This is a genomic window from Affinirhizobium lemnae (genome assembly GCF_022968395.1).
In the GTDB taxonomy this organism is placed as follows: domain Bacteria; phylum Pseudomonadota; class Alphaproteobacteria; order Rhizobiales; family Rhizobiaceae; genus Neorhizobium; species Neorhizobium lemnae.
Genome location: NZ_JALJQZ010000015.1, coordinates 1 through 16,005, shown reverse-complemented (window position 1 = coordinate 16,005; position 16,005 = coordinate 1). Strand labels below are relative to the sequence as shown.

The window sequence follows — 16,005 nt, the reverse complement described above, 5'->3', positions numbered from 1 at the left end:
TTGGTTCCGGGGAGTCTTTTGCAGAAACAAATGCTACTCCACTTCCCCGACCGTTGTTTCCGTCGTCAATGATGCCAAGTTTACCCACATAGCGAACAGCTTTGTAGTATTTTGATTGAGGCGGCTCATCAGGAATTGTTCCAAGTTGTGCGCTCTGATCGAGATATCTCCATAGTGGGGGCGCGCCCGGATCGATCTGCTCCTGTCCACGGAAACCATCGACAAGCAATTGTTGAGCAAGCTCTGTTCGCGATAGAGCTAGTGAGCTATCGCAGCGCATCTAAAAGGATTTCTGGCTCGCGTCTATCACAATGAGATTGTAACTGGTTCCTATGTAGCAAGTTTTGCCATCCTCGCTGGCGTAGACAGCAGCGCCCGAATTGTAGGGCTTCTGCAATATCTCGATCCAGCCACTGGTTACCGATGACCAGGGTCTCCAGCGCTGACCCACTGTGAAACGCTGGCTCATGCCGAAGCCCCAGGCAACCGTGTAAGTGAGCGTAAGGTCCGGCCCAAGCTCGACCGCTGTGGAGCGTCGGGTGAGGCTGTGCCAACCTGCTGCAACTAACAGGCTTACGAGGTAACGATGAGGATTGCTCTGCGCATTCATTTCTCTGTGCTGTTTTGACTGATCCAGATCGTAAAAATCGGACGGTTGATCATATTGATACACCTAAAAATTGCTGATATGCGGCATTTTGACGGCTTGCCGTCGGTTTGCCGCATTTCTGTTAAACTTCCGGCGGTATCGGTTTATAATGGCTTGCTGAACTTTCAGGGGGCCTTGTAAACACATTGGTTACCATACTTTGTCATTCTTATCCGCGAACGTCTCATGTTCGTGGGTACTCCCAAGCTCACGTCGATTGCAGGCGGGCTCTTCTATCCGGAGCAGGTTTGTTCGCTTCGGCTGTTCGACTGAGTAAGGGGTGATGCGTATCATGGCAGTGGCTTTCGAGACGGCTCGGACCGTCAAAACATCTTCGCGACGCCGCCAGACGAAGCAGGCGTCTCCCGCCTATGGTCTCATCAAGGGTACGGTTGCACTCGGTTTCGGCCTTGCCATTGGTGGCTGGATGATGGGCGCGCTTGCGACCGTTCACAGCATGGGTAGCATCAAGCCGTCTGATTATTCTCATCAGCTGAAGGCTTCGCTGAATTTGAAGCCGATTCTCGCGGCTCCCATCTCCGAAGCGGAGCGGGTTCTGAAAATCGCGAAGTTCTCCCGCCTGAATGGTGGAGCGACGGAGAAAGCGGCGCGGCTTGAGGGTGCGCATCTGGCCTACCTCAATGCCCAGGTTCCCGCCGATCACGCCGTCAAATCCGGTGTTGCGGCAGCTCTCGCCCAAGCCGAGATGGACAAGCAATTCGCCAGCCTTGCCGCCAAGCGGCCTAAGGGCGGCGACGTGAAGACCGCCCTTGTGGCTGCGCTGGACGAGACCGTCATCATCGCGCCTCCGACCGAGACTGCCTGGGATGCATTGCCAAAGGGTAATGTAGACGAGGGGCAGGTTGAAGTTGCCGACCTGCAAAGCCCTGCCGAGCTTGCTGTGGCAGAAGCCATGGCGCCATCCGTGGATGATGGCCTGCCGATGGCTGGTCCACTTCCGATCCGTCGTCCGGCAGCCAACGCGTTGGCCATGGCGATTGCGCCATCTGCACAGCCAAAGCCAGTTCAGAAGCCCGCGGTTGAAGAGGAGGAAGAGGAAGCTCCGAAGGCACTCGCCTTTGCCCGTCCTGAAAACCCGATGAAGGAAGCGCCTGCCAAGAGCGTTCCGTGGCCGGATCGCGGCGGCAACAGCATGAAGGTCGCGGTCTACGACATCACCAACGGTGTCGTGCACATGCCGAGCGGTGAGCGTCTGGAAGCCCATTCCGGCATTGGTGAAATGCGTGACAACCCGAAATATACGCATGTGAAGATGCGTGGTCCGACCCCACCCGGTACCTATCGCCTGTCGATGCGCGAAAAGCTTTTCCACGGTGTCGCCGCCATTCGTCTCACGCCGACCGATGGCGTCAATCCGCTCGGTCGGACCGGCCTGCTGGCGCATAGCTATCTGCTGCGGACGCGCGGTGACTCGCATGGCTGCGTGGCATTTGCCAATTACGACAAGTTCCTGCGCGCCTTCCAGCGTGGTGAAGTCACGCACATGATCATTGTCGATCGTCATAATGGTACGATCCCGGCGGCGGCCCTTCGAAAACTGAACCTGCGTGGCGGTGGCTCCGCGCCTGCCAGCACGGCCTCCGCATCAGACAATGCGCCGGATAACGGCGCTCGTCGGACGCTTGTGGACTATCTGAAGGGCGATACCTGATTGACGCCATGATCGTGTCGGGGCTGAAGTGCCGACACGCAGACCTCTATCCCAGCAGTTCTTTCGCGATGCGCAGGAATATGCGTCCGCCGATCGGGATCAAGGCGTCGGGAAAATCATAGTCCGGGTTATGAAGAGCGGGCTGATTTTCTCCGGCGCCAATGAAGAACATGGCCGCTTTCGCAGCGTCTCCGAAACGGCCAAAGTCTTCGGAAAACTTGAACATCTTACCGGCCGAATGGGGAAGATCTTCCTTGTCCATGGCGCGACGGATGATGTCCACCGCCTCTTCATCGTTACGGCAATGACGAAACTCATCGTGATAGCTGAAAGAGACGCCTAGCTGATGTTTCTCGGCCAGGTTTCGGGCCAGACCTTCCGCGGCCTCGCGCAATTCGGACATGCCGTCATCGCTGACGGTGCGCAGCGTTACCCAGAGTTTAGCGTCACCCGGTGCCACGCCAAATGTCGGTTCACCCACTGCAACGTGAGTGACCGTGGTCAGTATCAGATCCTCGGTTTCGATATGGCCTTTTCGTAGAGCCGTCAGGGCAGGAATGAGTTCTGCGATGGCAGGAGCCGGAGAGGTGCCACTCTCTGGCGAAGAGGCATGCGCGGTCTTGCCTGTCAGCGCGATCCGCAGCCCGCAGGAGGCGCAATTGACCGGGCCTGATTTGATCCAGCTGTGTCCAAGAGGCAGACCGGGAATATTGTGCAGCGAAAACGCAAAGTGGGGCTTGAATGCCTTGAATGCGGGATCTGCTATCACGGCCGCGGCGCCGGCACCGGTTTCTTCAGCGGGTTGAAAAAGCAAGATGACGCGTCCCGATGCCGGGCGCTCACGCCTGAAAGCTCGCGACAGACCGGCCACCATCGCCATATGCCCATCGTGGCCACACATATGGCCTTTGCCAGTGATCTTCGACCTATGTGTAACTTCGGTCACTTCAGCAATCGGCAGGGCATCGAGTTCCGCACGAAACAGGACTGTTGGCCCCGGCTCTCGACCGTTGAACACCGCCGCAACGCCCGTGCCGCCGAGACCCGTCACAATCTCATCCGGCGACGAAGCCTGCAGAAAGCACACGACCTCTGCCGCAGTCTGGTGCTCTTCACCAGAAACCTCCGGCATGGTGTGGAGGTGACGTCTCCACGTGATCAGGTCGGTCAGGTCGGTATCTGAAGTGCTCACATCTGCCTCTTGCGGACTTACGTCGCTTTCTCGACGAAGCCATCAAGCACGCGCTTCTGGCCAGCCTTGTCGAAATCGATCGTCAGCTTGTTGCCTTCAACGTTCGAGATATTGCCGTTACCGAACTTGATGTGGAAGACGCGGTCGCCCACGCGGAACTTCGACGGCGTATCGGCTACCGACTTGGCGACCAATTCGCCGTCAATGGTCCTGCCGCGTGGTCCGCTCTCGCCGTAGCCAATCCGCTCTACAGCATGGCCGGAACGGCTGCCCCAGTTGTCGCGGGTGGCTTCGCTCTTGTTGGCTTGAGCGCGCTTCCAGCCGGGAGTGGAATAGGAATTGGCGAAGGGATCGGCCTTGTCGAAACGCGACTGTCCGTAGCCGCCGCGACCATAACCGCCATAGCTCGATTCCGATTCGGCTACATCCACATGCATGGGCGGCAATTCATCGAGGAAACGCGACGGCATGGTGGATTGCCAGAGGCCGTGGATGCGCCGGTTCGAAACGAACCAGATGTGGCAGCGCCGCTTGGCACGGGTGATACCGACATAGGCGAGGCGACGCTCTTCCTCTAGGCCTGCGCGACCGCCTTCATCCAGCGCGCGCTGATGCGGGAAAAGCCCTTCCTCCCAGCCGGGCAGGAAAACCGTTTCGAATTCCAGACCCTTGGCCGAATGCAGCGTCATGATGGAGACCGCATCCATATCCTCGTTTTGCTCGGCATCCATGACAAGAGAGACGTGCTCCAAAAAGCCGCGCATGCTCTCGAACGCTTCCATGGAGCGCACGAGTTCCTTGAGGTTTTCCAGACGACCCGGCGCCTCTGCCGACTTGTCGTTCTTCCACATATCGGTGTAGCCGGATTCCTCCAGAATCTGCTCGGCAAGCTCCGTATGGGGAGTCGTTTCAAGCAGTTCCGACCATCTCCTGAAACTTTGAATCACATCGAAAAGCGCCTTGCGCGCCTTGGGCTTCAATTCATCGGTCTCGATCAGGTCTGCCGCAGCGGCCAGCATGGGAATGTCACGGGCGCGGGCATAATCATGCAGGGTGCGGACGGTCGTATCGCCCAGCCCACGCTTTGGCGTGTTGACGATCCGCTCGAAGGCCAGATCGTCCGCCGGTTGGCAGGTGAGGCGGAAGTAAGCCATCGCATCGCGAATTTCGAGGCGCTCGTAGAAGCGCGGACCGCCGATGACCCGGTAGTTCAGGCCGAGGGTCACGAATCGATCTTCAAACTCACGCATCTGGAACGATGCGCGAACAAGAATGGCCATGTCGTTCAGCTTGTGCTTGTTGCGCTGAAGCTGCTCAATCTCTTCGCCCACGGCACGGGCTTCTTCTTCCGAGTCCCAGGCCGCGTGAACGATCACCTTTTCGTCATCGGGATTGGTGCGTTCCGTGAAAAGTGTCTTGCCGAGGCGACCTTCATTGTTCGCAATCAGGTGTCCTGCGGCGCCGAGGATATGCTCGGTAGAGCGATAGTTCCGTTCAAGGCGAATGACCTTCGCGCCGGGAAAATCCTTCTCGAAGCGCAGGATGTTATCCACTTCAGCGCCACGCCAGCCGTAGATGGACTGGTCGTCGTCACCGACGCAACAGACGTTTTGCGGCACATCCTTCGGGCGCTGTGCCAGAAGCCGCAGCCACATATATTGGGCGGTGTTGGTATCCTGATATTCGTCCACCAGAATGTAGCGGAAGCGTTGATGATAATCTTTCAGCACATCCGGATTGCGGCGGAACAGATCGATCGGGTGCAGCAGGAGGTCACCGAAATCGCAGGCGTTCAGTGTCTTCAGCCGTGCCTGATAGGCGGCATAGAGCTCGCGACCCTTGCCGTTGGCAAAGGCGCGCGCATCGCCTTCGGGGATATCCTTGGGCGTCAGCCCCTTGTTTTTCCAGCCGTCGATCATGCCCGCGAACTGGCGCGCAGGCCAGCGCTTGTCATCCAGGCCTTCAGCCTGAATAAGCTGTTTTATCAGACGGATAACATCGTCCGTATCCAGAATGGTGAAGTCGCTGCGAAGGCCGACGAGCTCTGCATGACGCCGCAGAAGCTTCACGCCGATCGAGTGGAAGGTGCCAAGCCATGGCATTCCCTCGACCGCACCGCCGACGAGAACGCCGATGCGCTCCTTCATTTCGCGCGCAGCCTTGTTCGTGAAGGTCACGGCCAGGATCTGGCTTGGAAAGGCACGATTGGTCGCAAGGATATGGGCAATGCGCGTGGTGAGGACGCGCGTCTTTCCCGTGCCCGCACCGGCCAGCACCAGAACGGGTCCATCCAGCGATTCGACTGCTTCCCGCTGCTCCGGGTTCAGGCCGCCAAGATAGTCAGGTGCCGGGCGGCTCTGGTCGCGTGCGGCTATGGCACGCGCCGCAATGCCCAGGCCGCTGCCGGGCGCTGCCGTGGAGGGAGCAGGGGGCTTGGAACGGCGGGAGCCGTGATCCGGTTCTTCATCGAAGAACGGAATGTCATCGAAACTGTTCGTCATCAGCGCAATCTAATGATTCCGGAAGCACAAGGCCATAGGCTACGTTCTGGTTTTATTCCAGTGGTGCGCCAGATGAGAAATGGCATCAACGTGCATATTCGTATCCTGTGGCTTTCGGCTCACGATTCCGTGAGTTTCCGTCAAGTTACAATTTGGCAAGATTGGTAATCCAGCGTTGTCTAACCAGCCGTAGAACGCGATACTTGATAAAGTCTTCAATTCAACCGGAGTGACTGAATGCGCATCTGGAAGCAATTGCTCCTCAGTATTGTCGTGCTGTTCGCGGGGCTCTGTCTGTGGATCTTTGTCAGCGCCGATGCTGCAAGAAGTCTCGTTGGAATGGGTGTGCCCGCGCGTCTGGTGGGTCTCATCCAGCCGGCAGCGATGGACGCGCAGAAAACGGCTCAATCTGATAGCCCCGCGCGAAACGGCCAGGGTGCTGCCCAAGGGGCAGGGCAGGGTCAGGGCGCTGGTCAGAGTGGAGGTCAAGGGGGAGGTCAACGGGCCACGCTTATTGCCGTTCGCCCAGTCGTGACAGCCACGATCAATGATCGGCTGACAGCCATTGGCAGCGGCGTTGCCATCCAGTCCGTCGTGGTGATGCCGCAGGCGACCGGCACGATTGACGAAATTCTCGTCAGGGCAGGCCAGAAGGTTACCAAGGGTGAGGTTCTCGCCCGTCTCGACGATGACGAGCAGTTGATCGAGCGCGACAAGGCGCAGGTGGCGCTGAGGAGTGCGGTCGAGAAGGCTGCGTCTTACAAGAACCTCCAAAGCGTGACCCGTCTTGATGCGCTGGATGCGCAGATTGCCGAAGAGGCCGCCAAGCTGGCGCTGAGCACGGCGCAGTTGAACCTCAAGCGGCGAGAAATCACCGCGCCGATCGATGGTGTGGCCGGTATCGTCCCGGCGAATGTCGGTGACAACGTTACGACGCAGACAAGTATCGTGACGCTGGACGATCGGTCTGAAATCCTGGTCGATTTCTACGCGCCGGAACGCTTCATCACCCAGATCGAAACGGGAGCTTCCTTCGAAGCAACCTCCGTCAGCCGCCCGGGACAGGTGTTCAAGGGCGTGATCGACTCCGTGGACAACCGCGTGGATGCTGCAAGCCGTACCGTCCGCATTCGTGGCCGCATCGATAATCCAACGGATCTGCTGCGTGCGGGCATGTCGTTCCAGGTGGCGATGCGGTTTGCCGGTGAAAGCTATCCGGCAGTGGACCCCCTGTCGGTTCAATGGGATGCCGAAGGTGCCTTCGTCTGGAAGGTAGCCGATAGCAAGGCGCAGAAGGTTCGCGTCAGTGTCATCCAGCGCAATCCTGATACCGTTCTGGTGCAGGCACCCCTGAAGCCGGATGACCGGATCGTGACTGAAGGTTTGCAACGTGTTCGTGAAGGCCAGCCGGTTCGCATTCAGGGCGAGCCCCAGCGCGTGGCGGAGGCAGCGACCCGATGAGCAGCAAGGATCAGCACGACATGAAGGCAGAGGATGCAAAATCCACCTTCACGGCTCTGTTCGTTCGCCGCCCTATCCTGGCGGCGGTTATCAATACGCTTCTGGTCGTGGCCGGTCTGGCTGCCTTCGTCGGCGTGGAAGTTCGCGAACTCCCTGATGTTGATCAGCCGGTCATTACTGTTCGAACCGACTACGAAGGCGCCTCGCCCCAGACGGTTGACCAGGAGTTGACGCAGGTCATCGAGGGCGCTGTCGCCCGCGTCAGCGGGTTGAAGGCCCTGTCTTCCGAATCGCAGTTCGGTGCCAGCCGCGTAACCATGGAGTTCAACGACACGGTTGATCTTGCTGTTGCCGCAAGCGATGTGCGCGATGCGATTGGCCGCGTTTCCTACCAGTTGCCTGATACGGTGGACGAGCCGCGCATCGTCAAGGCGGACTCCGATTCACAGCCGATCATGCGGCTTGCCGTAACGTCTTCAAAGCTTTCGATGGAAGATCTGACCCTGCTTGTCGACAAGCAGGTGGTTGACCGTCTGGCAGCGGTGGAGGGCGTTGCCGATGTCGAGCTTTACGGCGATCAGGAAAAGATCTTCCGTGTCGATCTCAATCAGGCGGCTCTCGCCAGCCGTGGCCTCACGGTTACCGATGTCTCCACTGCGTTGTCCAGTGCAGCGCTCGATGTTCCAGCCGGTTCGCTCACAAGCCGTACGCAGGATATCGTGGTTCGCGCAACGGCAAACCTTGAGACGCCGCGCGACTTCGAGAACGTACTGATCAAGGACAATATCCGCCTTCGTGATGTCGCAAGCGTCAATCTCGGCGCCGATGACGGAACCACGACGCTTCGGTCCAATGGCGTGCAGGGCGTCGGTCTCGGTATCATCCGTCAGGCGCAATCCAACACGCTCAACATCTCGACGGGTGTTGCAGCGGCGGTCGCCGAACTGCAGAAGGTGCTTCCAGAAGGAACGCGGATCATCATAACCTCGGATGACGCCGTGTTCATTCGCGGGGCGCTGCACGAGGTGGAACTGGCGCTGGGGCTATCCGCGCTCATCGTGGTCGTCGTTCTCTATCTCTTCCTGCGCGACTGGCGCGCGACGCTCATTCCGGCGCTCACCATGCCTGTTGCGCTGATCGGAACGCTGACGGCGATTTATCTCGTCGGTTTCTCCATCAACATCCTTACGCTGCTGGCCATTGTTCTAGCGACGGGTCTCGTGGTGGACGATGCGATTGTGGTGCTCGAGAACATCGTGCGCCGACGCTCGGAAGGCATGGGGCCGCGCGCTGCGGCGGTGCTGGGTACGCAGGAAGTTTTCTTTGCGGTTCTCGCCACTACGGCAACGCTGGCGGCTGTGTTCATTCCGCTTTCCTTCCTGCCCGGACAATTGGGTGGCCTGTTCCGCGAGTTCGGTTTCGTGCTGGCATTCGCCGTGGGGCTTTCGTCGATCACCGCCCTCACGCTGTGCCCCATGCTGGCCTCGCGCATGCTGACCAAGCCGATGAGCGAACCGAAGGGGCTTCTTGCCAGCTTCGGTAATCTCTTTGCGAACACCTATGAGAAGTGGCTGCGGTTTACGCTCAATGCGCCGATCGTCATCATCGCAGTGGCGGTCATGTTTGGCGCGGCCGCCTTCGTCGCTTTCGGTCTCGTCAAGAACGAACTGACGCCGCTGGAAGATCGCTCCCTCGTCTCGATGCGCCTGACCACGCCGCAGGGTGTGAGCCTTGAGTACACGCAGGACCAGATCCGCCGCGTCGAGGAAAATCTCCAGCCGCTGGTCGACTCTGGCGAGATCCGCAACATCTTCTCCATTTCCGGCATGGGCAATTCCACCAATAGCGGTTTCATGGTGATGACGCTGGCGCCCTGGGGTGAACGCACGCGCACCCAGAACCAGATCGTTGAGGATGTGAATGCAGCTGCGGCGAAGGTTCCGGCGGTGCGTGGTTTCGCGATCCAGTCCAACAGTCTGCGTATTCGCGGGGCGGGGAATGGCCTGCAGTTCGCGCTGGTGGGCAATGAGCACGCGAAGCTTACGGATGCCGCCATCAAGCTCGTTCAGGCGATGGAAAAGAACCCGGATTTCCAGACGCCGCGTCTCGACAATGAACCGACGCAGGCGCAGCTTTCGGTCTCCATCGACCGCGAGCGTGCCTCTGATCTGGGCATCGACATCACTGGCCTGTCCACTGCCATGCAGGCACTCCTGGAGGGGCGTTCTATCGGTGATGTCTTCGTCAACGGAGAGGCCTATCCGGTCAAGCTGACCTCCACGATGCAGCCGATCGACGATCCGACCGATCTGCAGAACATCTTCCTGCGCACCAATGACGGCAAGGTCGTGCCAATGTCCACCGTCGTCAGCCTAAAGGAAGGGGCGGTCGCGCCGCGCCTGAACCGCGAGCAACAACTGGCCGCGGTTTCGATTTCGGCTGGACTCGGCGATGGCGTTTCGCTTGGTCAGGCGCTTCAGGAAGCGCAGGCACTGGCGCAGCCGCTTCTGCCTCCCGGTGCGCGACTAATGCCACTGGCGGAAGCCAAGACGCTGGGTGAGAATTCAAGCGGCATGGCAATTACCTTTGGCTTTGCGATTGCCATAATCTTCCTGGTGCTGGCCGCACAGTTCGAAAGCGTCTTGTCGTCCATCATCATCATGACCACGGTGCCGCTTGGTCTTGCCTGCGCCATCTTCGCCCTGGTGCTTACGGGATCAACCCTCAACGTCTACAGCCAGATCGGACTTGTTTTGCTTGTCGGGGTCATGGCCAAGAACGGCATCCTGATCGTGGAGTTTGCCAATCAGCTGCGAGATCAGGGTATGGCCGTTCGAGAAGCCATTGAAAAGGCCTGCCGCCTTCGCCTGCGTCCGGTCATGATGACGATGATCGCGACGATCCTCGGCGGCGTGCCGCTGGTGTTCGCGCAGGGTGCGGGTGCGGAAGCGCGTATTGCACTCGGCTGGGTCATCGTCGGCGGGTTGGGTCTCGCAACGATCGTCACCCTGTTCATTACGCCGCTTGCCTATCTCCTGATCGCACGCTTTGCCAAGCCGCATGCGCATGAAGAGCAAAGGCTGCATGAGGAACTGGTCACCGCGTCGCGTCCGGCCGCCAATGAGGAGAAGGAAAGGCCGCTTCTGGCAGCGGAGTGAGCCCATCCAATCGTTGCACGTAGAAGGGTATTGGTGAGCCAAAACTGATAGACAAAACAATGATCCTCTCCTACCAAAGATGTCGGGTTCTACCGCTTGGCATTCAATGGAGAAGATCATGGTCTTGAGGGATGTACGCCCCGGTGTGCGAAACGAGGCCGCAGTCGCCGCTGTCATCGAGGCGTTGCGGGGGGCGCTTGGCGACAAGCTTCAGACCGGGCAGGCCTTTCGCGAGCAGCATACCCACACGACGACCTATCTGACCCGGCAATTGCCGGATGCCGTCGTCTTCGTTGAAGGTTCCGATGACGTGAAAGCGGTGGTCAGAGCGTGCTCTGAGCATGGTGTGCCGATCATTCCGTTCGGCACCGGTTCGTCGCTGGAGGGGCAGGTCAATGCACCTTCGGGCGGCATATCCATCGATTTCTCGCGCATGAATCGTATCCTGCGCGTTTCGCCGGAAGATCTGGATGTGACCGTCGAGCCGGGCGTGACGCGTGAGCAGTTGAACGTTCATCTTCGCGATACGGGCCTGTTCTTCCCGATTGACCCCGGTGCAAACGCCTCTATTGGCGGCATGACGGCCACGCGCGCTTCTGGTACCAATGCCGTGCGTTATGGCACCATGAAGGACAATGTGCTGGCCATGACTGTGGTCACGGCAGACGGCGAGGAGATTGCTACCGGAAGCCGCGCCAAGAAGTCTTCCGCAGGTTACGATTTGACCCGGCTCTTCGTGGGCTCGGAGGGGACGCTCGGCGTCTTCACCTCCATTACGCTTCGTCTTCAAGGCATTCCTGAAAAGATCGGTGGCGGTGTCTGCGCTTTCCCAAGCGTCAAGGCGGCCTGCGATGCCGTGATCATGACCATCCAGATGGGCATTCCGGTTGCACGTATCGAACTGCTTGATGAGGTCCAGATCCGCGCCTGCAATGCCTATTCCGGTCTTTCCTACGAAGAAAAGCCAACTCTCTTCCTTGAGTTTCATGGCACGGACCAGACAGTGACCCTGCAATCCGAGCAGTTTTCCATGATTGCCGAGGAATGCGGTGGCGAGAGTTTTCGCTGGACGGCAGATGCGCAGGAGCGCGCCAAGCTGTGGAAGGCGCGGCATGATGCGTATTGGGCAGCGCGCGCGCTGCGTCCCGACCTTACGATACTGGCAACGGATGTATGCGTGCCGATCTCTCAGCTGGCGGATTGTGTGGCTGCGACCCATGCGGATATTGTAGAGAATGACTTCCTCGCCCCGATTGTTGGTCATGCCGGGGATGGCAACTTCCATCTGTCGATATTGTTCAACGACAAGGATCCAGCAGATGTTGCGCGCGTCGAAGCCTTTGTCGAGCGGTTGAACCGCCGCGCTCTGGCCTGCGGCGGAACGTGTACGGGCGAGCACGGCATCGGGCAGGGCAAGATGAGTTTTCTCGAAGATGAGGCGGGACCTGCGCTTGGCCTGATGCGGACAATCAAGCGGGCGGTCGATCCGAAGAATATCTTCAATCCCGGCAAGATCCTGCGGGAAACCGCCTGATGCGACCCTTGTACGGCTTGTGCCGGAGCTTGTAGAATTTTAAATAGACCTCCGAAATCAAGGAGTGGTCCGGTTGCTGGGACGTCTTTTCCTGCTGTTTGGCGGTCTGGTGGTCATCGCGTTGTTCGCCGCGCTGTTCGCTCCGCTATTCGTGGACTGGAGCAGTTTCCGGCTCAGCTTCGAAGAACAGGCCAGCCGCATACTTGGCAAGAAGGTTACCGTGCATGGTAGCGTCGATGCCCGGCTTTTGCCTTTTCCTTCGGTCACGATGCGCGATGTGCGCGTGGGGCAGGACCTCGATGGAACGCCACTGATCCAGGTGGCGGAGTTTTCCATGGATATGGAACTGGCGCCGTTTCTCTCCGGCGAGGCGCGTGTTTTCGATATGCGGCTGGTGAACCCCAAGGCCCGTATCCGCCTTTTGAAGGACGGTAAGCTGGACTGGATGCGCGGCAGCCGTCCGGCTATTCCCGCGCGTAACGTCGTGCTGGAAGATGTGCACATCACGGGCGCCGAGATCCAGTTCATTGACGAGGCGACCGGTCGCAACAGAACTCTCAGCAAGCTCACCGCCGATCTGTCTGCAAGCTCGCTTGCTGGACCGTGGCGCGCCGAAGGCAATGGAACGCTGGACGGTTACGAGGCGAAGTTTTCGCTGAGCAGCGGCGAGCCAGACGCGCAGGCCGGTCAAGTGCCTCTCAAACTCCGCCTCTGGCCGGATATCCAGCCGGTGGAGGTTCAGCTCGACGGTATGCTCGGCGTGGCAGATGCGAAGCCGGCCTACAAGGGCGCCTTCAATCTTGTGTTCCAGGATCAGCCGGTCGCCAATGGCGTGGCGGTTGCGGAGAAGCGCGTTCCGCCGCCACGCACCAAGGGCAAGTTCGAGCTGATGAACGAGCGCATCCGGATCCCCGAATACCGTGTTGAAGCCGGTGCCGTCGATAACCCCTATGTCATTACCGGCGAGGCGACTCTGGACACCGGGGATAGACCGGAATTCCTGCTGACGGCGGACGGCCAGCAGGTGGATGTCGAGAAGCTGGCGGGCGACATGCTGGCCAAAGGCAAGACGGCCCGCGATCCGCATGTTTCTGCCCAAAGACGCCTTCATGCCCTGATTGAAATGGCTGCCAATATCCCCGTGCCGCAGGTGCCAGGACGGGCAACGATCAGCCTTCCGGCAATCGTGACGGAGGGGACGACCCTGCGGGATATCCGTCTGGACATTCGCCCTGCCCAGATGGGATGGCAAATCGAAAACGCAGTTGCCACGCTTCCGGGCCGGACACAGGTAGAACTCGATGGTCGGTTGACCCTCAGGGATAGTGCCGGTTTCAAGGGCAAGATGGTTCTTGCCTCCAACCAGCCTTCCGGCCTTTCCGACTGGTTGACCGGCAAGGTCGATCCGGCAATCCGGCGTCTCAAGGCAGCCGGGTTCTCCGCCGATGTCGATCTGACGACCGGCGTTCAGGTCTTCAACAATTTGGAAGTCGCCGTCGGTGGCGCGACGCTGAAGGGGCAAGTTCGCCGGACCTCCGCCACAGAGGCGGCAGCGGTGCCGCAGCTTGCGGTGGATCTTGCAGGCAATGAGATCGATCTCGATGCCTTGCGGGCACTGGCCTCTCTGATGACCGGCAATGACGCCGGTGACGATGTGCTGGACCACAAGCTGTCAGCGCATTTGAAGGCTGACAGGCTCACGGCTTTCGGCGTTGGCGCGCAGGGATTTGAAACGCGCTTCGAGTTTGGCGGCGGAAAATTGACCGTGCCGCAACTGGCCATTGCCGATCTGGCAGGCGCCAGCATTCTGGCAAAGGGGAGTGGAGAAGGCTCGATCTTCGATTATGCGGGGCAGGGCACTGTCAGTCTCACGGCGCCGGACGCAGCAGGTTTTCTGGCGATGCTGAGAGAGCGCCTGCCGCGACACCCAGTGCTGGAACGCATGGCGCGTAGTGCTGACCGGTATGCCGATACGAAGCTGACGGCGGACATCACGCTGGGTGATGAAGCTGTCCTTAAGGTAAGCGGCAGTTCGAACGGCACGCTGATCTCCTCTGACATTAAGGCCCTGCATCTCTTTGACCTGACGCAGGAAACCGAATTTCAAGCCTCGGCCAGACTGGCGAACACCGAATCGCTCACGCTTCTCGACCAGATTGGCATTGCCACTTTCCCGTTTGACGGAGACTACAACGGCGTCATTGATGTCAGCGCCAGTGGCAAGCTTTCCCAGCCGATACAGGTTCGGTTCGGTTACCGAACGGATCTGACCGAGGTGGTGGCTGAAGGCGGGATGAACCTTGCGCCGGACAGTTTCGGCAATGGCAGCTATTCTGTAAGCCTCAAGAGTTCTGATCTCGAGCCAACCCTGCTTGCCGGCGGTTTCGGCCTGCCGCAGCTCGGTACCGGTCTGCCCGTCGATCTGCGATCAAAGATGACGTTGGATGCGAAGGCTGTTCGTCTTGGTGAACTCTCCGGTACTGTCGCTGGCAATACGCTGGGCGGCGACCTCCTTTTTGACCGTGCTGCCCCAATCCCCACGATCAGCGGCAAGCTCAACCTGGGTGCCATGGACCTATTGTGGCTTGCCGAAGCGGTTTACGGACCGCTGCAGGATGCTGAAACGGGTGAACTGTCCACCAAGCCATTGGCAGCGCCAATGTTCCGGCAGGCTGACCTCAATCTCGATGTGTCTGTAAACGAGATTCTCGTATCGCCGGGCACCCAGCCTGCGCAAAATGTGGCGATGCGTTTCGTCAATCGCAGTGGCGGCATGACGCTGGAAGAACTGCGGGGCAAATGGCTCGGCGGCACGATTTCCGGCCGTCTGGCGCTGTCGAACAGCGATGGCATCGGTCTGCTGCAATCGCGTCTGGCGCTCAAGGATGCAGATCTGGCGCCTCTGATGTGGCTGCGCGCCAACCATCCTGTTGCGACGGGGAAGCTCAGCTTCGAACTGGCCGCGGAAGCCACGGCCAAGACACCGGCAGGCCTGGTGACGGCGCTCAGCGGGTCGGGCTCGTTGCGACTTGCTGATGGTGTCTTGCCGGATCTGGCACAGGATCCGGTGAGTTCTCTCCTCAGTGCCGCCGACCGCATTCAGGGCGATGTGACCGAGAGCAAGGTTCGCCCGATCGCGGAGGCGGTGCTTTATGCAGGGCCAACCCGAATCGGAGCCGTGACGTTGCCCTTCACCATGAGTTCTGGCCAATTGCGCTTTCAAAGCATTGCCGCAAAGGCGGGACCGGCTGCTTTGTCCGGGGAGGTGCGGTTCAATCTTCCCGACCAGACTTTGGATGGAAAGCTCGTTGTCACCTATGCGCTTGGGGAGAACGCGATTGCAGGCGGCGAGGCGAGTGTTGGACTTCAGTTTTCCGGTCCGTGGGACGCGCCCACGCGTGAGTTGGAAGTGGGTGGGCTAACGAACTATCTTTCTCTTCGCGCTTTCGAGCGTGAGCGCAGACGGGTCGAGACGCTTCAGGCCAGTGTTCTTGAAAAGCAGCGGCTGCGCAGGGAAGTGTCCCTATACCAATCGCTTGAGGTGGAGCGCAAAGCGCAACGGGAAAAGGCGGAGGCCGAGGCGCGTGCCCGCGCCGAGCAGGAAGCGAAAGAGCGAGCGGCGGAAGCGCAGAGACAGCGTGAGCAGGAAAAGGCGACCGACCAGCGTCAGCCCTCCGCGGAGGATACGACGCCCACGCTGACAATTCCCCCAACCGGCGATCAATTCCGTTCGAACAATGGTTTGCCCGGAGTCACTCCTAACTAGGCGGTAGTGACGATTTAGCTATTTGAGCCAGATGGCGATGGCTGCGAGTTTGACGAATCCCATGAAGTTGGC

8 protein-coding genes are annotated in these 16,005 nt (G+C 59.4%); 5 read left to right on the top strand and 3 right to left on the bottom strand.

All coding sequences use genetic code 11. From position 1 onward, the window contains the following. Positions 1-280: 280 nt before the first annotated feature. On the bottom strand, positions 281-610 hold the full coding sequence (locus tag MUU53_RS11455) for a hypothetical protein (protein WP_247261028.1): 330 nt from the start codon (positions 608-610) through the stop codon (positions 281-283). 331 nt (positions 611-941) lie between these two features. Here MUU53_RS11455 and MUU53_RS11450 point away from each other — a divergent pair, with 331 nt between their 5' ends. Next, positions 942-2,321, top strand: a complete 1,380-nt coding sequence (locus MUU53_RS11450; RefSeq protein ID WP_247261027.1) for a DUF2778 domain-containing protein — start codon at positions 942-944, stop codon at positions 2,319-2,321. Between the two features lie 46 nt (positions 2,322-2,367). On the opposite strand, the gene MUU53_RS11445 is transcribed toward MUU53_RS11450, so the two are convergent. Then, entirely contained in the window at positions 2,368-3,513 is a 1,146-nt protein-coding gene (locus MUU53_RS11445; RefSeq protein WP_247261026.1) for an amidohydrolase, read from the bottom strand. Between the two features lie 17 nt (positions 3,514-3,530). Then, positions 3,531-6,014, bottom strand: coding sequence for an ATP-dependent helicase (locus MUU53_RS11440; protein ID WP_247261025.1), 2,484 nt, complete (start codon positions 6,012-6,014; stop codon positions 3,531-3,533). A gap of 237 nt (positions 6,015-6,251) precedes the next feature. On the opposite strand from MUU53_RS11440, the gene MUU53_RS11435 reads away from it, so the two are divergent. From MUU53_RS11435 to MUU53_RS11420, 4 genes are all read left to right on the top strand, one after another. After that, a complete protein-coding gene (locus MUU53_RS11435; protein WP_247261024.1) occupies positions 6,252-7,475 on the top strand; it encodes an efflux RND transporter periplasmic adaptor subunit in 1,224 nt (407 codons plus the stop codon). After that, positions 7,472-10,633, top strand: a complete 3,162-nt coding sequence (locus MUU53_RS11430; protein ID WP_247261023.1) for an efflux RND transporter permease subunit — start codon at positions 7,472-7,474, stop codon at positions 10,631-10,633. Before MUU53_RS11435 ends, MUU53_RS11430 begins: the two co-directional genes overlap by 4 nt. A gap of 118 nt (positions 10,634-10,751) precedes the next feature. Continuing rightward, positions 10,752-12,167 (top strand): FAD-binding oxidoreductase, encoded by a 1,416-nt coding sequence (locus MUU53_RS11425; RefSeq protein WP_247261022.1) that lies wholly within the window; start codon positions 10,752-10,754, stop codon positions 12,165-12,167. Positions 12,168-12,240: 73 nt separating this feature from the next. Next, complete coding sequence (locus MUU53_RS11420; RefSeq protein ID WP_247261021.1) at positions 12,241-15,933, top strand: AsmA family protein; 3,693 nt, start codon at positions 12,241-12,243, stop codon at positions 15,931-15,933. The last annotated feature ends 72 nt before the right edge of the window (positions 15,934-16,005 follow it).